This window comes from Pseudomonas sp. GW822-FHT02G04 (assembly GCF_058802085.1).
This window is the reverse complement of the sequence record NZ_JBXANU010000025.1, coordinates 66,332-83,687: the sequence shown is the minus strand read 5'-3', so window position 1 is coordinate 83,687 and position 17,356 is coordinate 66,332. Positions and strand designations below refer to the sequence as shown.

Sequence of the window (17,356 nt, the reverse complement as noted above, 5' to 3'; positions counted from 1 at the left end):
TCCGGTCATGCCTATGTGACGTGCTTGAGGGGGCCGCGAGGCCACTTTTCCAGCCGAGGGCGGGAAGCCGGGAGTGAGGCAATGGGGACTATGGAACGCTACTCGAAAGTGGGCATGCAAGAACTCGATCAACGCCTGTCGAAGATCGTCGAAGCCGCGCGCAAGAAGCCGGTTTCGGTCTATCGCTACGGTGCGCCGTGGGTCTGGATCGTGTCTCAGGATGACTGGCAGGGCGCTTTGAAAGAAGTCTCCAGCTACATCCCGCCGGGCCATTCACTGGTGCTGCTGCGCCCGCAAATCGACGACCTGCTCGAAGAACACCGCGACATCCTGCTCGGCCTCAACGCAGAGCCCGGCATGCTCATCGCCCCACAGACCGTCATGCACATCCTGCTGCTGCAGTTGCTCTATTCGGTGCCCAGCGAGCAGCAACTCTACGAACAGCTCAATTACAACCTGCTGTTCCGCTGGTTCGTCGGCCTGGACCTGAACCAGAAGGTCTGGAGCTTCAACGTATTGAGCCGCGACATCGCCACGCTGTTGAACAACCCGCGGGCGGTGCAGCTGATCCAGAAAATCATTGGCGAAGTGTTCTGCGGTGCCTTGCTGCAAATGCCCGAGTTCTCCTTGAACTTCGCGCTGCTGCACACCTGGCTGGGCAAACACGCCGCGACATCGACAGCAAGCAATTGAGTGGGCCGGGCGCTGGACAAACAGCGACGGTCATTGCGAATTCAGGGGGTGGTGTGGAGCATCTTTTCAAGTCACGGCTGGCGCTGTGGGGCTGGCTGCTGGTGGCGGCCGGCGTGCAGCCGGTATTGGCCGAAGACGCCGCAATGGCGGCGCCGGCAAACAAGTTGGTCGATGTGAACGAATACTTCGTGCGCGGTAACACCGTGCTCGATGCCCGGGCGATCGAAGAAGCGGTGTACCCGTTTCTCGGCCCGCAAAAGACCCTGAACGATATCGAGGGCGCCCGTGAAGCCCTGCAGAAGGTTTACCAGGCCCGGGGTTATCAGTCGGTGTTCGTCGAGTTGCCGGAGCAGAAAGTCGAGGACGGCATCGTCTATCTGCACGTCAGTGAAACCAAAGTCGGCCGGGTGCGCGTCGTCGGCGCCAAACACTATTCGCCCGTGGACATCCGCGAAGACGTGCCGGCCCTGAAAGAAGGCGAGGTGCCGGACTTCAGCAAGGTCCAGGGTGAGCTGGCGCAACTCAACAAGACCCCGGGCCGGCAGGTGATGCCGCTGGTGCGTGAAGGGCAGCGCCCCGGCACCATGGACGTGGACTTGCAGGTCGAGGATCAGAATCCGTGGCAGGCCAGCGTCGGGCTGAACAACGATTACAGCGCCGACACCGAGAAACTGCGCGCCGTCACCAGCCTGGGTTACAACAACCTGTGGCAACTGGGCCACAGCATTTCCCTGACGTACTTCACCGCACCCCAGGACACCGATAACGCCAAGGTCTGGTCCGGTTCCTACACCGCGCCGTTGAGCGAGCGCTGGAGCGTGCAACTGTCCGGTTATCAATCCGACAGTAACGTCGCGACCATCGGTGGCAGCAACGTGTTGGGCAAGGGTCACTCCTACGGGATCTCGGCGATTTACACGTTGCCGTCCAGCGGCAACTGGTCCAACGCGCTGTCGGCCGGTATCGACTTCAAGGACTTCGACGAGCGCCTGACCCTGGCCGGCGAGAGCGACAACGTGCCGCTGCAATACGCACCGTTCACCTTCGCCTACAACGGCTTTCGCTACACCGAAAACTCACAACTGGGCCTCGGCCTGAGTCTGGTGGCCGGTACTCGCAGCCTGTTCGGTTACGGCAGCTCCGATGAAGACTTCGACTACAAGCGCTACCGCGCCAGCCCGAGCTTCGCCGTGCTCAAGGGCGACACCAGCTACACCTTCACCTTCGGCAACGATTGGCAGACCGCGACCAAAGCCGCGTTCCAGCTGGCGTCCGGGCCGCTGGTATCCAACGAGCAGTTCTCGGCCGGCGGCGCGACATCGGTGCGCGGTTATCTGGCCGCCGAGCGTACCGGTGACGACGGTTACCTGTTGTCTCAGGAACTGCGTACGCCGTCCCTCGCCAAGTACCTGGGCACTTACGTCCAGGAGTGGCGCTTCTACGCCTTCGCCGAAGGCGCCCGGTTGTACCTGCGTGACGAGCTCCCCGATCAGGACGCCGATTACGCCCTGGCCAGTGTTGGCCTGGGCACCCGCGCGAGCTTGAGCAAATGGCTGTCCGGCAGCCTGGATTGGGGCTATCCGCTGCTCGAAGGGCCGAACACCTCTAAACAGGAATCGCGCCTGCACTTCAACCTGCAAGCGACGTTCTGAACCTACGGAGTAATTCTTCATGCAGCGCTTATTCATCGCTTTCCTGATCTGCCTGGGCTTCGTGCTCCCGGCCACCGCCCAGGCCTGGTGGCAGGATGACTGGCATTACCGCAAACAGATTTCGGTCGACACCACGCCCCAGGGCGCGGCGATCAACCAGACGCTGGGCCGCACGGCGCTGCTGGTGCGCCTGCACACCGGCAACTTCACCTTCGACGGCGTCAAGGAAGACGGTTCAGACCTGCGTTTTATCGCCGCCGATGACAAAACCGTGCTCAACCATCAGATCGAAAGCTTCGACCCGCTGATGGGCATGGCGCTGATCTGGGTCGATGTGCCGGCTATCAGCGGCGGTCAGCGTCAAGACATCTGGATGTATTACGGCAACCAGAAAGCCCCGGCCACTGGCAACGGTCAGTTGACCTTCGACCCGAACTTCACCGCGCTCTATCACTTCGATGGCGCCAATGGCACGCCGGCCAAGGACACCACCGCCTACGGCAACACCGCACAAAGCGCGACCGGCGCGAGCATCGACGGCGTGATGGGGCGAGCGTTGCAGTTCAGTGGCCAGCCATTGCTGCTGCCGGCCAGCCCGTCGCTGCAACACAACACTGGCAGTGCGTTCACCTTCAGTGCCTGGTTGCGTGTGGATCAGGCCAATGGCGAGCAGTTGGTGCTGGCAAGACGGGAAGGGGCCAACAGCCTGTTGTTGGGGCTGAACCAGGGCATGCCGTTCGTGGAGATCGACGGCCAGCGCGCTGCGTCTACCCAGCCGTTGAACCCGGGCCAATGGCAGCACCTGGCACTGACTGCCGAGGGCAGCAAGGTTTCGCTGTACGTCAACGGGCGTGAAACCGCGAGCCTTGCGCTAGCGATGCCGGCGTTCAATTCGGTCATGGCCATCGGTGCCGACCTGCCGGGCGCAATCCCAGGCACTTTTCAGCCCTTCACTGGCGCCATCGACGAACTTCGTTTGTCCAAGGTCGCCCGGCCTGCCGCGCAGTTGCTGGCGGACGCCAATTCCCAGGGCGCCGAGTCGAAACTGGTGGCTTACGGCGTCGATGAAGAACAGTCGGGTTATGGCTTCGGCAGCCTCGGTTTCCTGCTCAACGCCGTGCCGGCGGACGCCTGGGTGATCATCGCGGTACTGGTACTGATGATGTTCCAGTCGTGGGTCATCATGATCCGCAAGAACCGCATGGTCAGCCGCGTCAGCGCCGCCAACGAAGCGTTCCGCGAGCAGTTCGCCAAGGTCGGCACGCGCCTGGAGATGTTCGCCGACGATCAGGATCTCGCTCAGCGTTTGCAACACTCCTCTTTGTGGCGTCTGTATCAGGTGGCGGTGAAGGAAATCCGCACTCGCCGCGAGCAGGGTGCCGACACCTCATCGGTTTCGGCCGCGACCATTGAAGCGATTCGCTGCTCCATGGACGGCGTGCGCACCCGCGAGAACCAGCAGCTCAGTTCGAAACTCTCGACCCTGTCCAACGCCATCGCCGGCGGTCCGTATATCGGTCTGCTCGGCACGGTGCTGGGGATCATGGTGGTGTTCCTCGGCACGGCCATGGCCGGTGACGTCAACATCAACGCCATCGCCCCAGGCATGGCCGCCGCCTTGCTCGCCACCGCCATGGGCCTGTTCGTCGCGATCCCTGCGCTGTTCGGCTACAACCGCCTGATCACCCGCAACAGGGAAGTCAGCGCCGACATGCGGGTGTTCGTCGACGAGTTCATCACCCGTCTGGCGGAGATGCACGGCGAAAGCCAGTCCAGTGAAGCGGCCCATCGGCGCGGCCACCACGCCAACGCATCCGTCCCGGCCTGAGGAGTACTGACATGGCTAGCGTCAATACCTCCCACGACGATGACGATGATGCAGCGGTGGACAGCATCAACATCACGCCCCTGGTGGACGTGCTGATGGTGGTGTTGGTGATGTTCATCCTCACCGCCACCGCGCAGGTTTCCGGCATCCAGATCAACCTGCCCAAGGCCAGTGCCTCGGTGTCGCTGTCCGAAGCCAAGACCAAGGCAATTTCGGTCAACGACGGCGGCCAGGTGTTCCTCGATGCCTACCCGGTAACCCTGGCGGAGCTCGAAGACCGCCTGCGCATCGAGAAGGCCCAGAACCCCGACTTCCCGGTGATCGTGCGCGGCGACGCCACGGTGCAGTACCAGAAAGTCATCGAGGTGCTGGACCTGTTGCGCCGGCTTGAACTGTCCCAGGTCGGTCTCGTCACCGGCAAACCGACCCAGGGCTGACCATGACCGCACAACAACCCTTCAAGCCGTTGCCGGTGAAGCCATCGCCCTTGCGCTTTGTTATATGGGGCGTCGGGTTGCTGATCGCCGGCGTGGCTGCGTGGTTTCTCTGGCAGTGGGCCAACGACATGAGCGGCATCCGCCGGGAAGCACCGAAGGTGCCGACGATTATTCCGTTGCCGCCACCGCCACCTCCGCCGCCGGAAAAACCGCCGGAGCCGCAACCCCCCGTGGAAGAAAAAATGGTCGAGCCCGAACCGACCCCGGAACCGGAAGAGGTCAAGCCAGAAGAAGAGGCGCCGCCATCTCCGGTGGATGACCTGGCCAAACCGGTGGACATGGACGGCGATCCCCAGTCCAGCCAAGGCGGCATTCCCGTTGGCAAGGGCAATGGCATGGCCGGTTCCGGTGGCGGACGCCTGGGCAACGGCACGTACAGCCAGTTTTTGGCGTTCACCTTCCAGCGCCTGCTGCGGGAAAACCCGGACCTGCGCAACCTGGCTTTTTCGCTGCAGACCGACGTGTGGCTGAGCAGCGTGGGCGAGATCACCCGGGTCGAGCTGGTGAAGTCCAGCGGCAACCCGGACGTCGACGCTCAGGTGCTCGCCGCGTTGCGCGGCGCCCCGCATTTAACCGAACGGCCACCGGCCTCCATGACCTTGCCTGTGCGCTTGTCCCTGCAAGGGCGGCGTCCGGGTTAACCGAACATTTTCAGGTTTTGCCAAAAGGAGTTGTGTGCAGATGATTTCCAACGTGAATCGATTGTCCCTGGCGGTCGGCATGGTCATTGCGACCCTGGTCGGGCACGCAGCGGCAGCCCCTGCGCCCTCGGAAAACGCCACGATCAATCTGATCCGCTTGCTGGTGGAGCAAGGCGTATTGAAACAGGACAAGGCCGAAGCACTGATTGCCCAGGCCCAGAACGAAGCCGTGCAGGCCCAGAAGGCGGCCAGTGCCAGCACTGCCGTGGCGGCCGGCCCGGCTGCCGCGCCTGGCGATGTACGGGTGCAATATGTACCGGCCGCGGTACGCGATCAGATCCGCGACCAGGTCAAGGCCGAGGTCATGGCCACCGCCAAACAGGAAAACTGGGCCCAGCCCAATACCTTCCCGGACTGGGTCTCGCGCATCAGCTTCGACGGCGACATTCGCCTGCGGGACGAATCGCGTTACTACTCGGGCACCAACAGCAACGAGATCGTCGACTTCGCCAGGCTCAATAACAACGGCCCGTACGACGTGAACCCCAACAGCAGCACCAACCTGCCGCCGTTGCTCAACACCCGCGAAGACCGCGAAAACCTGTTCCGCCTGCGGGCGCGCCTGGGCATGAAAGCGGTGATTTCGCCGGAGTGGACCGCCGGCATACGCATCGGCACCGGTTCGGACAACAACCCGGTGTCCACCACCCAGACCCTCGGCGGCGGGTTCGGCAAAAAAGACATCTGGCTCGATCAGGGTTACCTGACCTGGAAACCGTCCGATCAGCTGACCCTGACCGGCGGGCGGATCGCCAATCCGTTCTTCTCCACCGACATGCTTTATTCCAATGACCTGAACTTCGATGGCGTGGCGGCAATCTTCGACCACAAACTCAACCGCGACTGGGGCCTGTTCGGCACCGTTGGCGCATTCCCGGTGGAATACACCAACGACACCAGCACCAGCAACGGTTTCGACAAGGAAGAAAGCGACAACAAGTGGCTGTACGGCGCGCAGATCGGCGCCAACTGGGCGATCAACAGCAACAACCGTCTGAAGGGCGCCTTGGCCTACTACCGTTTCGACGACATCGAAGGCCAGCGCTCCAGCCCTTGCGAACCCTGGGCCGGCGCACCGGGCTGCGACAGCGATGGCAGCCGCTCGGCGTTCATGCAGAAGGGCAACAGCGTGTTCCTGCTGCGCGACATCACCCCCAACCCGCTCAACCCGGCCACCACGCCGCAACCGCAATTTGTCGGCCTGGCCTCGGAATTCAACTTGCTGGACCTCAACGTCGTGTGGGACACCGACCTGCCGGAAGACTTCAAACTGCGCAGTCAGGCCGACTACATCCACAACCTGGGTTACGACGAAGGCGAGATGCGCAAGCGCTCGGCGGGGCAGATCGTCAACAACCTCGACAGCAACGGCGGAGTGGAAAGCGGCGCCAATGCCTGGATGGTGCAGTTCACCCTCGGCAACTCGCTGGACTTGAAAAAGCAGGGCGACTGGAACTTCTTCGCCGGCTACAAATACATCCAGCCGGACGCCTTGCCGGACGGTTTCAACGATTCGTCGTTCCACCTCGGCGGCACCAATGCCAAGGGCTACTTCCTCGGCGGCAACTACGGCCTGGCCAAGAACGTCTTCGCCACCGGGCGCTGGTTGAGCTCCGAAGCGGTGTACGGCGCGCCGTTCGACATCGATGTTTTGCAGCTTGAAATCAACACGCGCTTCTAAGGCGCAGGGAGAGCGTCATGAACACAAAAATCCTGCTGTTTGCCCTGGGGTTGTTGCTGACTCAAGGGGCGAGCGCCGAAGGCATGGAGGAACGCTTGCGCACCCAACTGCGCAGCACCACCCAGCAGTTGCAGGCCCTGCAAAGCCAGCAGGCTCAGGCCAGCGCCGCGCAAGTGGCGGCCGAGAGTCAGGCCAAGGCTGCACAAGCGCAGATCAAGCAACTGACGGCGGAATTGGCCAAGGTCAAAGGCGTGGCCGAACAACTGGCCGGTCAGCACGACAGCCTGCAAAACCAGGCCCAGGCGCAAGCGGCGGCCAGCAGCGAGCAAATCGGCAAGTTCAAGAAAGCGTACGAAGAACTGTTGGTGATGGCCCGGGGCAAAGAGGCCGAGCGCGCGCGGCTTGCGGCGCAATTGGCTGAACGTGACACACAAATGCAGCAATGTTCGGTCAAGAATCAACAGATGTATGGCGTGGCCAAGGAAATCCTCGCGGCCTATGAAAAGATCGACGTCGCCGAGGTGATGAAGATCCGCCAGCCATTCGCAGGCAGCGCCCGGGTCAAGTTCGAAGAACTGGCCCAAGGGTTTGGCGACGAACTCTATAAAACGCAATTCGACGCGCCCCAGGCCGCGATCGCTCATTGAATGACAGGGAAGCCTCTCACATGACTCAATTGATCAGCCACGTATCGCCACAGTCCCTCACCGACGTGCTGCAAGCCGCCGGTTACCGGGTCAATCAAACGGAACAGAACGGCATCGTGCAATTGCTCAGCGCCAGCCAGGGCATCGGCTACGCCGTGCGCTTTGGCAACCCGGCGGCCGAGCAGGGCCGCTACGTCGACTTCACCTTCAGTTGCGCCTTGCGGGTGCAGGGCGAATTGCCGGCCGGGCTGGCGCAACTGTGGAATGCCTCGCGACGGTTTGCCCGGATGTCGGTGCAGGGCGAGTTTCTGCTGATGGAAATGGACGTGGTGGTCGCCGCCGGGGTGAGCGACGATCATCTGCGCGGCAACCTTGAACTCTGGGATCGCTTGCTTCAGGAGTTCATCGTTTACCTGCGCGAATACAGTCAGAACAGCGGCCAGAACGGCGAGGCGGTGCCGACGCCAAAGGTCGCCGTGCCTGAGCAAGAGGAAGTTGCACTGTGAAAAAACCAGCCATGGTGGTCGGCGCCGGTGCGGTGGCGCTACTGGTGGTGGCCGTGGCGCTGGTGGTGCGGCCGGGCAGCGACCCGGTCGCCGCACAGCAGCCTGCCCCCGTTGTATCGGTCAATGCCGGGCCTGCGGTGGCGCGGTTGGGCAATCTGCAGATATCGCCTGACGAATTGCAGGCGCTGCTGGCTACGTTGCCGGAAACCACCCGCGAACAATTGCGCGGCAATCGCATGGCGCTGGAAAGCTGGATTCGCTCGCGCCTGGCCGAGAAAGCCGTGCTCGAACAAGCCGACGCCCAAGGCTGGCGTCAGCGCCCCGAGATCGAACGGCAAACCCGCGCCGCCGCCGAGCAGATCGTCTTTCGCGACTACTTGCAGTCGGTCAGTCAGGTGCCGGCCGATTACCCCAGCGTCACTGAACTGCAGCAAGCCTATGAGGCCGGCAAGGCGGGTTGGGTGACGCCGCCGATGTACCGGGTCAGCCAGATTTTCCTCGGGATGAGTGATCCGCAAAACCTCGATGCCGTGCGCAAACAGGCTGCGGAGCTGAGCAAAAAAGCCCAGGCCGCGCCGGCGGAGTTTGCGGCGTTGGCGAGTCAGTATTCGCAGGATCGAACCAGCGCTGAACGAGGCGGCGACACCGGCCTGCAACCGTTGCAGCAACTGGTGCCGGAAGTGCGTGGCGCGGTGGCACGACTGAAAGTCGGAGCCGTGTCCGAGCTGGTGCAGAGCGCGGCCGGTTTCCATGTGATCAAACTCACCGAGCAGCAACCGGCCCGCACCGCGACCCTGGACGAACTGCGCGAACGCCTGACCCAGGCCTTGCGTGCCCAGCGTCAGGAACAGATTGCCAAGGCTTACCTGGAAGGCATGCTCAATACGGCGACGTTGAGCATCGACGGGGCCGAGCTCAACAAAGTTTTGGAGGAGAGGCTTTAGTTCGGCGGTGTGGCGCAGGGCGCTTTCGCGGGCAAGCCTCGCTCCTACGGGATTGAGTTGAGCCAGCTTTTGTAGGAGCGAGGCTTGCCCGCGAAGGCGTCATCACGTCCGACACAAGCTCAAAACAAACAAAGATCGACAGGGAGTCATCGATGTCATTCATAGAACCCACAGGACGTCAGGGTGTTGTCGAATACCGATCCCCGCGCGAGCCATCGGGATCCTGGCTGGCGCTGGCCGCCGGGATCGATGCCGAGGTGGCGCAATATTTTATGGTCAGCGCCCGTTGTGGCTGTTTCATGCAGGCCGCGCGCAGCCTCAATGTGCGGGCGACTCTGCTGCGCAAGCACCTTGCGCAGCTGGAAGAACAGTTGCAACGTTCGCTGTTCAAGTTTCAGGGCAGTTCGCTGACCTTGAGTCGTGACGGCCAGCAGTTGCAGGCACAGTTGATCGCGCTGGTGCACGAGCGCAAGTTGCCGGTAATCGAGCAGCCGTTGATTCGCCTGGCCGTGGCCGAGTCGATCTTGCACGACATTCTCGGTCGCGACCTGGTCTCGCTGCTGCGACGCAACGCCAGCGTGCGCCTGGACATCATCTCCCTCGACAGCGAACTGTCCCTGCGGGCGATCAGCGCCGATGTGGTGGTGTGGCTGGCGGGCACTGATTCGCCGTTACCGGGCCCCAGTTTCGCCATCACCGAGCCCCGGCGTCTGGCACGGCTGGACTACCTGCCGCACATCGCCAAACGCTATTCGCGGGTCGCGGCCCGCCCGGACAGCCTGGGCGACCTGGCCGATTTCATGCTGGTGCAATGGCAACACGACCGCCAGATCGGCGCCTTCGGGCCGTGGAACAGCCTGGTGGAGCAGCGTCTGGCGGGAGTGGTGCAGTTGCATTCCTATGAGCTGATGCTGGAGATGGTCCGCTGCAGCGCCTGCATTGGTTTGCTGCCGCACTACATGAGCCAATTCGATAGGGGGCTGGTGGCGTTGCCAGGGCTCTTCAGCCAACCGATGGAGCGCCAGGTGTGGATGGCGGTCAATGCCGACTCCCGAAATGAAGCTGCGGTGCAGGCGATCGTCGAGCTGATCCACAACACTTTCAATGAGCGGCGGGAGTGGTTCGAGTAGCTCGACCAACCCTCCGGCAAGAACACTTCTGTGGCGAGGGAGCTTGCTCCCGCTGGGGCGCGTAGCACCCCCAAAACCATTCAAACCGGTGCATCAGACAAACCGTTCTCAGAATGGGGGCTGCTTCGCAACCCAACGGGAGCAAGCTCCCTCGCCACAGAGGTTTGCACCGTTATAGAGTAAGCGGCCATGTACGCATCAAGGACGAAACATTCATGCCCGCCGATTCCGTCATTACCCTCGAACGCTTCAACGAATCTCACATCGAGGGCATCACCGCCCTCTATAACGACCCGGCCGTGGCCCGTCAGGTGCTGCAAATGCCGTTTCAGTCCACCGAGGTCTGGCGCCAACGCCTGATGGCGGACAACGAACGGGCGGTAAAATTGGTGGCGCTGCATCAGGGTTCGGTCATCGGTAACATCGGCCTGGAACAGTTTTCGCGAATCCGCCGCAGCCACGCCGGCAGCTTCGGCATGGGGGTTGCTGTGGCTTGGCAGGGCAAGGGTGTCGGTTCGAAACTGCTGGCGGCGGCGCTCGACGTCGCCGACAACTGGATGAACCTGCAACGGGTCGAACTCTCGGTGTACGCCGACAACGAAGCGGCCATCGGCCTGTACCGGAAATTCGGCTTCGAGACCGAAGGCCTGTTTCGCGACTATGCGGTGCGTGACGGTCGCTTGGTCGATACCCTGAGCATGGCGCGCCTGCGTCGCACGCCCAAGGCCGATTGAGTCAGTCGCCCAAGGCAAACGCCACCGCCGCCTGCGCGTGCAGTTCGGTGGTGTCGAGCAAGGGCAGGGTGCTGTGCTCGGGTTTGATCAGCAGGCCGATTTCGGTGCAGCCGAGGATGATCGCCTGGGCGCCGCGTTCGGTCAGCGATTCGATCACCCGTTGATAGACCTGGCGCGAGGCCTCGCTGATCACCCCGACGCACAACTCTTCGTAGATGATCCGGTGCACGGCCTGACGTTCTTCTGCCTCCGGCACCAGCACCGTCAGGCCCTTGGTCGTCAGACGCGCCTTGAGAAAATCCTGCTCCATGGTGAACGCAGTACCCAGCAAACCCACCCGCAACGCACCGGCGTCCAGTGCCGCCTGACCGGCCGGGTCGGCAATGTGCAGGAACGGAATATCGATCGCCGCCTGAATCTGCCCGGCCACCTTGTGCATGGTGTTGGTACACAGCACCACGCACTCGGCACCGCCAGCCTCCAGACGTCGCGCGGCATCCACCAGAATCGCCGCTGCATCGTCCCAGCGCCCGGCATGCTGCGCTTGTTCGACAGGGCCGAAGTCGACGCTGTACATTAGTAATTTCGCCGAACGCAACGGCCCGAGGCGGTCGCGTACCTGTTGGTTGATGAGGCGGTAATACTCGGCGCTGGACTCCCAGCTCATGCCGCCGATAAGGCCGATGGTGCGCATGTCGTGCTCCTGTGAATGGCAAACCCTTGCAAGAGAGTGCCAGTGGATCCTTGTTCCGATCTATCAGGAAATTTCACATGCCCAATGTACTGAGCCAGCGTCTGCCGGGCGGTAAGGTCTGCCTGCAACTCTTGCCCCGTGCGGCGTACAGCGCGCGGGATCCGGCACAGTCGCAAACCCTCGGGGTGACGCTGGAACGTCAGCAAGGCGTGCACGCGATCGATTCTGACCGGCGGACGGATTTCGATACCTGGCCGGGCGTATTGGCGTACACGCCGGTCGGCGTGGAGGTGTTTTCCGAATCGGCCACCGGTGGCGAGTATCTGCTGATGCGGCTGGATGAGCCGATCGCCAGCGAACTGTTACCGGCCGCCACTCACCGCATGCAATCTTGCGGCAATCGGCGTGCGCTGACCCTGGCGCGAGATATACGGCGTCAGCTGCTCGCCACGCAACCTGACCTGCTGGCGCTTGAGCAATGTGCCGTCGCGCTGGTTGGCGTAGCGGGTTCGATAGCCGATACAACGCGGCGTACCACGCCCAAGACGTTCGCCCGAGTCATGGAACAGATCGCCGAGCAGTTCCAGCAACCCCTGACGCTGGAACAATTGGCTGCCACCTATGGGCACAACGAACTGCGCTTTCTGCGCGATTTCACCCGGGCTATTGGCCTGACGCCCCACGCCTACCTCGTTGAAGTGCGGCTTCAGGCCGCACGCAGGCTGATCGAGCGCACGGCTCTGCCCCTGGCCAGCATCGCTCTGGATGTCGGCTTCGCCCATCAGTCCCACATGGGCAGTGCCTTTCGCAAATACCTGGCCATGACCCCCAGCCAGTACCGCTCGCGCTTTTAGTCGTACGCCGGCAGCGCGCATCTGCCATGCTCAAAGTCCGCAGCACCGCTTCAACCAAAGGAACACCGCAATGGACGACGTACAGCAACTGGGCGAGATGCTTCGCCACTACGCAGAAAGCGAAGCGCACAAGAAGCAACTGTTTGAGGCGCAATCGGCCGTGTGGGCGACGCGCATCGGGGAGTTGTTCGATCAGATCCAGCAGTGGCTGGCACCGGTCCTGGCGCCGAACCTGCTGGAAGTGAGCCGCGAGGCGTATGTCGCATCCGGGCCGAGCGTGCCGGTCGAGACGTCGACGTTCAAGACCGAGAAACTGAGCATCGTTATCGCCGGCAAACCGGTGGAGTTTGTACCGGACGTGATGGGCGTTGGTGGGCAGATTTCCCTTGCCGTGATGGGGTTGACCGCGGCGCGCTATGGCAGTATTTCGCTGGTGTGCCTGCCACCGTCCAGCGCCTGGCAATGGCGCAAGACCAACGGTTTGAAAGACCCGGACACCTTTGCCTTCGATGCGGATTTCCTGGCACAGCAGCTGCAGAGCCTGATTCCCCGCGAGCGCAACTAATCGACACCTAACCCCTGATGATCGTTCCCACGCTCCGCGTGGGAATGCCTCAAGGGACGCTCCGCGTTCCAATGGGACGCGGAGCGTCCCGGGCTGCATTCCCACGCAGAGCGTGGGAACGATCATAGGGGTGTGTCAGATTTCGAGGTTGCCCCAGCCCGGTTTCAACTCTTCCGGCGCCACCGCTTTCACGGTTTTTCCCGTCGCCAACTCCACCCGCCGCGCCACCTCGGGATCATCGGCAAACGGAATCAGGCTGGCATCGTCCAGGCTCTCGGCCGTCTGGTATTTCAGGCAGTACTCGATCGCCAGCCAAAGCCCCAGCACACCGAATAGATTCAACACCATCTCGATCATGTCAGGCTCCTTGCCTCAGGCAAACTGCGCTTCAAGTTCGGCCATCTTCACATCCGCAACCCGCACCGTACGCCATACGTTGTAAGCCATCAGCAGCATGCCGCTGAGGAAGAACACCCCCCCGACAAACCGCACGATGAAGCCCGGATGACTGGCCTGCAACGCCTCGACGAACGAGTAGGTCAACGTGCCGTCGTCGTTGATCGCGCGCCACATCAAACCCTGGGTGATGCCGTTGACCCACATCGAGGCGATGTACAGCACGGTGCCGATGGTCGCCAGCCAGAAGTGCAGGTTGATCAGCGGCACGCTGTGCATTTGCGTGCGGCCGAAAACTTTCGGGACCATGTGGTAGATGGCACCGAAGGTGATCATCGCCACCCAGCCGAGCGCGCCGGCGTGCACGTGGCCGATGGTCCAGTCGGTGTAGTGGGAGAGGGCGTTGACGGTCTTGATCGCCATCATCGGCCCTTCGAAGGTCGACATGCCATAGAAGGCCAGGGACAGCACCAGGAAGCGCAGGATAGGGTCGGTGCGCAACTTATGCCAGGCGCCCGAGAGCGTCATCATGCCGTTGATCATCCCGCCCCAGCTAGGCGCCAGCAGAATCAGCGACATCGCCATGCCCAGCGACTGCGCCCAGTCCGGCAGCGCGGTGTAGTGCAGATGGTGCGGGCCAGCCCAGATGTACAGGGTGATCAATGCCCAGAAGTGCACGATGGACAAACGATAGGAATACACCGGTCGACCCACCTGTTTCGGCACGAAGTAATACATCATGCCGAGGAACCCGGTGGTGAGGAAAAAGCCCACCGCGTTGTGCCCGTACCACCACTGCACCATGGCGTCGGTGGCCCCGGAATACACCGGATACGACTTGAACCAGTCCACCGGAATCGACAGGTGATTGACCACATGCAGCATGGCGATTACCACGATGAACGCACCGAAGAACCAGTTGCCGACGTAGATATGTTTGGTCTTGCGGCGCACCACGGTGGTGAAGAACACGATGGCATAGGCGAGCCAGACCACCGTCATCCACACCGCGCCGGAGAACTCGATCTCGGCGTATTCCTTAGTGGTCGTGTAGCCCAGCGGCAGGCTGATCAGCATCACCACGATCACCGATTGCCAGCCCCAGAAGGTGAACGCGGCGAGCTTGTCCGAGAACAGTCGTACCTGGCAGGTACGCTGCACGGCGTAGTAACTGGCGGCGAATTGCGCGCTGCCGGCAAAGCCGAAAATCACCAGGCTGGTGTGCAGCGGACGCAAGCGGCCGAAGGTGGTCCACGGCAGGTCGAGGTTCATCTCGGGCCATACCAGTTGCGAGGCAATCCATACCCCCATCGCCATCCCGACGACACCCCATACCACGGTTGCCACGACGAATTGGCGGACGACCTTGTAATTATAGGCCAGTCCGATTGTTGCTGTGCTCATGGTCAGTTCTTCCACGGTTGCAAAGTCTTGCCAGGCCACCCGGTCTGGCATGCGATGAACTGTAGAAACCCTGCCGGAAACAAAACAGTCTCAGGAAACTTTCATTTGTACGGATCAGATGCGCGGCAAGCCTGCGGCCATCAGTCGCGTCCTGATACGGTTTTTTAGTGTTTAGCTGAATCTGTAACGTGCTGTGCCACAGGTTCATAGTCGCTACCTCGAGAGCGAGCCGCAGAGCCCGATCAATCCTGATGAGGTAGCCACATGTATCAATACGATGACTATGACCGGGCCCTGGTGTTCGAGCGTGTTGCGCAGTTTCGCGATCAGGTCGAGCGTTTCATGGCCGGCGAATTGAGCGAAGAAGAGTTCCTGCCCTTGCGTTTGCAGAATGGCCTGTACATGCAAAAACACGCCTACATGCTGCGCGTGGCGATTCCTTACGGCACCCTCGGCGCACAGCAAATGCGCACCCTGGCGAGCATTGCCCGGGATTACGATCGTGGTTACGGCCACTTCACCACCCGGCAGAACATGCAGTTCAACTGGATCGAACTCGCCCAGGTCCCGGACATCCTCGAACGCCTGGCTGAGGTGGAAATGCATGCAATCCAGACCTCCGGCAACTGCGTGCGCAACATCACCACCGAAGCCTTTGCCGGTGTCGCCGCGGACGAGCTGATGGACCCGCGTCCGCTGGCGGAGATCCTGCGGCAATGGTCGACCATCAACCCGGAATTCCTGTTCCTGCCGCGCAAGTTCAAGATCGCCATCTGCTCGGCGAAACAGGACCGCGCGGCAATCATGATGCACGACATCGGCCTTTATCTTTATCGCGATGACCACGGGCAAATGCTCTTGCGGGTGATCGTTGGCGGCGGGTTGGGGCGCACGCCGATCCTCGGTTTGCAGATTCGCGAAGGCTTGCCGTGGCAGCATTTGCTGTCTTACGTCGAGGCGGTGCTGCGGGTCTACAACCGTCACGGGCGGCGCGATAACAAGTACAAGGCGCGGATCAAGATTCTGGTCAAGGCCCTGGGTATTGAAGCTTTCGCCAAGGAAGTGGAGGAGGAGTGGCAGCACCTCAAGGATGGTCCGGCGCAGTTGACCGACGTCGAGTATGAGCGTGTTGCCAGCGCCTTTGTGCCACCCGATTACCGTTCACTGGCCGGCACCGACCTGGACTTCGGCACGCGCCTGGCCGAGCACTCGGCGTTCGCCCGTTGGGTGGCGCGCAACGTTCAGCCGCACAAGGTGCCGGGTTACGCCAGTGTGGTGTTGTCGACCAAACCGGGCATCGCCTCGCCGCCGGGGGATGTCACCGCCGAGCAAATGGACGCGGTGGCGCAGTGGTCCGAGCAGTTCGGTTTCGGCGAAATCCGTATCGCCCATGAACAGAACATCGTCCTGCCGGATGTGCCCAAGGCCGATCTTTATGCGCTGTGGTGCCAGGCCTGCGAGCAAGGCCTGGGGAGTGCCAACATCGGCTTGCTGACCGACATCATCGCTTGCCCCGGTGGCGACTTCTGCGCCCTGGCCAACGCCAAATCGATCCCCATCGCGCAAGCGATCCAGGCGCGTTTCGAAGATCTGGATTACTTGCATGACCTGGGCGACATCAGCCTGAACATCTCCGGCTGCATGAACGCCTGCGGACACCACCACATCGGCAACATCGGCATTCTTGGTGTCGACAAGAACGGCAGCGAGTGGTACCAGATCACCCTCGGCGGCGCCCAGGGCAAGGACAGCGCGTTGGGCAAGGTGATCGGCCCGTCCTTCAGCGCCGCCGAAGTGCCCGATGTGATTGAACGGATCATCGGCACGTTCGTGCGCTACCGCGAGAGCGAGGAACTGTTCGTCGATACCCTGGCGCGCATCGGTCTGGAGCCGTTCAAGGAGCGCGTCTACCCGAAAGTGCTGGAGGTGTCGGCATGAACAATCTGCTGCGTTTGCGAGAGGGCGGCGCCGAGTGGGTGCGCGATGATCCGTGGCAGTTGATTCGTGAAACGGCCGGTGCGCTGCCGGCCGGACCGTTGATACTGCCGTTGTCCCAGTGGCTGACCCTTAACGCCGACAAGACGTCTGCGCTCGAAGGCGTCTGGCTCGGTCCCGACGACGAAGTGACAAACCTGACCCCGTGGTTTCCCGACCTGCCGCTGATTGCCCTGGACTTCCCGAGCTTTCGCGACGGGCGCGCCTACAGCCAGGCCTATCTGTTACGCACGCGTTTCGGCTGGCAAGGTGAACTGCGCGCGATTGGCGATGTGCTGCGTGATCAACTCAGCCACATGCGCCAATGCGGCTTCGACAGCTTTGCCGTGCGCGAAGACAAGTCAGCCGAAGATGCGCTCAAGGGGTTGGCGGGGATGAGCGTGTTGTATGGGCGTTCCGTGATTGAGCCTCGGCCGTTGTTTCGGCGGCGGTAGG

At 62.0% G+C, this 17,356-nt stretch carries 18 protein-coding genes; 15 read left to right on the top strand and 3 right to left on the bottom strand.

The genetic code is table 11. The annotated features are described in order from the left end of the window. Positions 1 to 81: 81 nt before the first annotated feature. The 11 genes from AC1RO5_RS24945 to AC1RO5_RS24895 all read left to right on the top strand — a co-directional run bounded on the left by AC1RO5_RS24945 (position 82) and on the right by AC1RO5_RS24895 (position 11,013). Entirely contained in the window at positions 82 to 693 is a 612-nt protein-coding gene (locus tag AC1RO5_RS24945) for a transposase (protein WP_493178216.1), read from the top strand. Between the two features lie 53 nt (positions 694 to 746). Further along, positions 747 to 2,345, top strand: a complete 1,599-nt coding sequence (locus tag AC1RO5_RS24940) for a ShlB/FhaC/HecB family hemolysin secretion/activation protein (protein WP_493178215.1) — start codon at positions 747 to 749, stop codon at positions 2,343 to 2,345. Between the two features lie 19 nt (positions 2,346 to 2,364). Then, complete coding sequence (locus tag AC1RO5_RS24935; RefSeq protein WP_493178213.1) at positions 2,365 to 4,173, top strand: DUF2341 domain-containing protein; 1,809 nt, start codon at positions 2,365 to 2,367, stop codon at positions 4,171 to 4,173. Positions 4,174 to 4,184: 11 nt separating this feature from the next. Further along, positions 4,185 to 4,610 carry an ExbD/TolR family protein gene (locus tag AC1RO5_RS24930; RefSeq protein WP_007901242.1) on the top strand — a complete coding sequence of 142 codons (426 nt, stop codon included), beginning with the start codon at positions 4,185 to 4,187 and terminating at the stop codon, positions 4,608 to 4,610. A gap of 2 nt (positions 4,611 to 4,612) precedes the next feature. Then, complete coding sequence (locus AC1RO5_RS24925) at positions 4,613 to 5,311, top strand: energy transducer TonB family protein (protein WP_493178212.1); 699 nt, start codon at positions 4,613 to 4,615, stop codon at positions 5,309 to 5,311. 40 nt (positions 5,312 to 5,351) lie between these two features. Beyond that, positions 5,352 to 7,052, top strand: coding sequence for a putative porin (locus AC1RO5_RS24920; protein ID WP_493178211.1), 1,701 nt, complete (start codon positions 5,352 to 5,354; stop codon positions 7,050 to 7,052). A 17-nt stretch (positions 7,053 to 7,069) separates the two neighbouring features. After that, the gene (locus AC1RO5_RS24915) at positions 7,070 to 7,699 is read left to right on the top strand and encodes a DNA repair protein (protein WP_493178210.1); all 630 of its coding nucleotides are present in this window, start codon (positions 7,070 to 7,072) and stop codon (positions 7,697 to 7,699) included. Between the two features lie 20 nt (positions 7,700 to 7,719). Then, positions 7,720 to 8,205: a YbjN domain-containing protein gene (locus tag AC1RO5_RS24910; protein ID WP_493178208.1), complete on the top strand. Its 486-nt coding sequence runs from the start codon at positions 7,720 to 7,722 to the stop codon at positions 8,203 to 8,205. Then, complete coding sequence (locus AC1RO5_RS24905; protein ID WP_493178207.1) at positions 8,202 to 9,149, top strand: peptidylprolyl isomerase; 948 nt, start codon at positions 8,202 to 8,204, stop codon at positions 9,147 to 9,149. The genes AC1RO5_RS24910 and AC1RO5_RS24905 overlap by 4 nt, the downstream gene beginning before the upstream one ends. Positions 9,150 to 9,301: 152 nt before the next feature. Next, positions 9,302 to 10,279 (top strand): LysR substrate-binding domain-containing protein, encoded by a 978-nt coding sequence (locus AC1RO5_RS24900; protein WP_493178206.1) that lies wholly within the window; start codon positions 9,302 to 9,304, stop codon positions 10,277 to 10,279. Between the two features lie 215 nt (positions 10,280 to 10,494). Next, positions 10,495 to 11,013: a GNAT family N-acetyltransferase gene (locus tag AC1RO5_RS24895; RefSeq protein ID WP_019579290.1), complete on the top strand. Its 519-nt coding sequence runs from the start codon at positions 10,495 to 10,497 to the stop codon at positions 11,011 to 11,013. Between the two features lies 1 nt (position 11,014). Here the strand turns inward: AC1RO5_RS24895 and AC1RO5_RS24890 are convergent, their stop codons facing one another. After that, the gene (locus AC1RO5_RS24890; RefSeq protein WP_493178204.1) at positions 11,015 to 11,707 is read right to left on the bottom strand and encodes an aspartate/glutamate racemase family protein; all 693 of its coding nucleotides are present in this window, start codon (positions 11,705 to 11,707) and stop codon (positions 11,015 to 11,017) included. 77 nt (positions 11,708 to 11,784) lie between these two features. Between AC1RO5_RS24890 and AC1RO5_RS24885 the strand changes: the two genes are divergently transcribed. Together AC1RO5_RS24885 and AC1RO5_RS24880 are read left to right on the top strand one after the other, a co-directional pair. Next, entirely contained in the window at positions 11,785 to 12,561 is a 777-nt protein-coding gene (locus tag AC1RO5_RS24885) for a helix-turn-helix domain-containing protein (protein ID WP_493178203.1), read from the top strand. Positions 12,562 to 12,631: 70 nt separating this feature from the next. Beyond that, positions 12,632 to 13,126 carry a hypothetical protein gene (locus AC1RO5_RS24880; RefSeq protein WP_493178201.1) on the top strand — a complete coding sequence of 165 codons (495 nt, stop codon included), beginning with the start codon at positions 12,632 to 12,634 and terminating at the stop codon, positions 13,124 to 13,126. Positions 13,127 to 13,261: 135 nt separating this feature from the next. Here the strand turns inward: AC1RO5_RS24880 and AC1RO5_RS24875 are convergent, their stop codons facing one another. After that, the gene (locus AC1RO5_RS24875) at positions 13,262 to 13,483 is read right to left on the bottom strand and encodes a cbb3-type cytochrome c oxidase subunit 3 (RefSeq protein ID WP_493178199.1); all 222 of its coding nucleotides are present in this window, start codon (positions 13,481 to 13,483) and stop codon (positions 13,262 to 13,264) included. Positions 13,484 to 13,498: 15 nt separating this feature from the next. Continuing rightward, a complete protein-coding gene (gene ccoN, locus AC1RO5_RS24870) occupies positions 13,499 to 14,926 on the bottom strand; it encodes a cytochrome-c oxidase, cbb3-type subunit I (RefSeq protein WP_493178197.1) in 1,428 nt (475 codons plus the stop codon). 264 nt (positions 14,927 to 15,190) lie between these two features. Here ccoN and AC1RO5_RS24865 point away from each other — a divergent pair, with 264 nt between their 5' ends. Together AC1RO5_RS24865 and AC1RO5_RS24860 are read left to right on the top strand one after the other, a co-directional pair. Next, positions 15,191 to 16,864 carry a nitrite/sulfite reductase gene (locus AC1RO5_RS24865; RefSeq protein WP_493178196.1) on the top strand — a complete coding sequence of 558 codons (1,674 nt, stop codon included), beginning with the start codon at positions 15,191 to 15,193 and terminating at the stop codon, positions 16,862 to 16,864. Further along, positions 16,861 to 17,355 (top strand): DUF934 domain-containing protein, encoded by a 495-nt coding sequence (locus tag AC1RO5_RS24860; RefSeq protein ID WP_493178195.1) that lies wholly within the window; start codon positions 16,861 to 16,863, stop codon positions 17,353 to 17,355. Before AC1RO5_RS24865 ends, AC1RO5_RS24860 begins: the two co-directional genes overlap by 4 nt. Position 17,356 lies beyond the last annotated feature (1 nt).

Bases quoted from the DNA above. Each gene is read 5' to 3' on its own strand.
- AC1RO5_RS24860 (WP_493178195.1), top strand. From the start codon at position 16,861: ATGAACAATCTGCTGCGTTTGCGAGAGGGCGGCGCCGAGTGGGTGCGC.
- AC1RO5_RS24890 (WP_493178204.1), bottom strand. From the start codon at position 11,707: ATGCGCACCATCGGCCTTATCGGCGGCATGAGCTGGGAGTCCAGCGCC.
- AC1RO5_RS24920 (WP_493178211.1), top strand. From the start codon at position 5,352: ATGATTTCCAACGTGAATCGATTGTCCCTGGCGGTCGGCATGGTCATT.
- AC1RO5_RS24910 (WP_493178208.1), top strand. From the start codon at position 7,720: ATGACTCAATTGATCAGCCACGTATCGCCACAGTCCCTCACCGACGTG.
- AC1RO5_RS24945 (WP_493178216.1), top strand. From the start codon at position 82: ATGGGGACTATGGAACGCTACTCGAAAGTGGGCATGCAAGAACTCGAT.
- AC1RO5_RS24885 (WP_493178203.1), top strand. From the start codon at position 11,785: ATGCCCAATGTACTGAGCCAGCGTCTGCCGGGCGGTAAGGTCTGCCTG.
- AC1RO5_RS24915 (WP_493178210.1), top strand. From the start codon at position 7,070: ATGAACACAAAAATCCTGCTGTTTGCCCTGGGGTTGTTGCTGACTCAA.
- AC1RO5_RS24865 (WP_493178196.1), top strand. From the start codon at position 15,191: ATGTATCAATACGATGACTATGACCGGGCCCTGGTGTTCGAGCGTGTT.
- AC1RO5_RS24900 (WP_493178206.1), top strand. From the start codon at position 9,302: ATGTCATTCATAGAACCCACAGGACGTCAGGGTGTTGTCGAATACCGA.
- AC1RO5_RS24925 (WP_493178212.1), top strand. From the start codon at position 4,613: ATGACCGCACAACAACCCTTCAAGCCGTTGCCGGTGAAGCCATCGCCC.
- AC1RO5_RS24935 (WP_493178213.1), top strand. From the start codon at position 2,365: ATGCAGCGCTTATTCATCGCTTTCCTGATCTGCCTGGGCTTCGTGCTC.
- AC1RO5_RS24895 (WP_019579290.1), top strand. From the start codon at position 10,495: ATGCCCGCCGATTCCGTCATTACCCTCGAACGCTTCAACGAATCTCAC.
- ccoN (WP_493178197.1), bottom strand. From the start codon at position 14,926: ATGAGCACAGCAACAATCGGACTGGCCTATAATTACAAGGTCGTCCGC.
- AC1RO5_RS24880 (WP_493178201.1), top strand. From the start codon at position 12,632: ATGGACGACGTACAGCAACTGGGCGAGATGCTTCGCCACTACGCAGAA.
- AC1RO5_RS24875 (WP_493178199.1), bottom strand. From the start codon at position 13,483: ATGATCGAGATGGTGTTGAATCTATTCGGTGTGCTGGGGCTTTGGCTG.
- AC1RO5_RS24930 (WP_007901242.1), top strand. From the start codon at position 4,185: ATGGCTAGCGTCAATACCTCCCACGACGATGACGATGATGCAGCGGTG.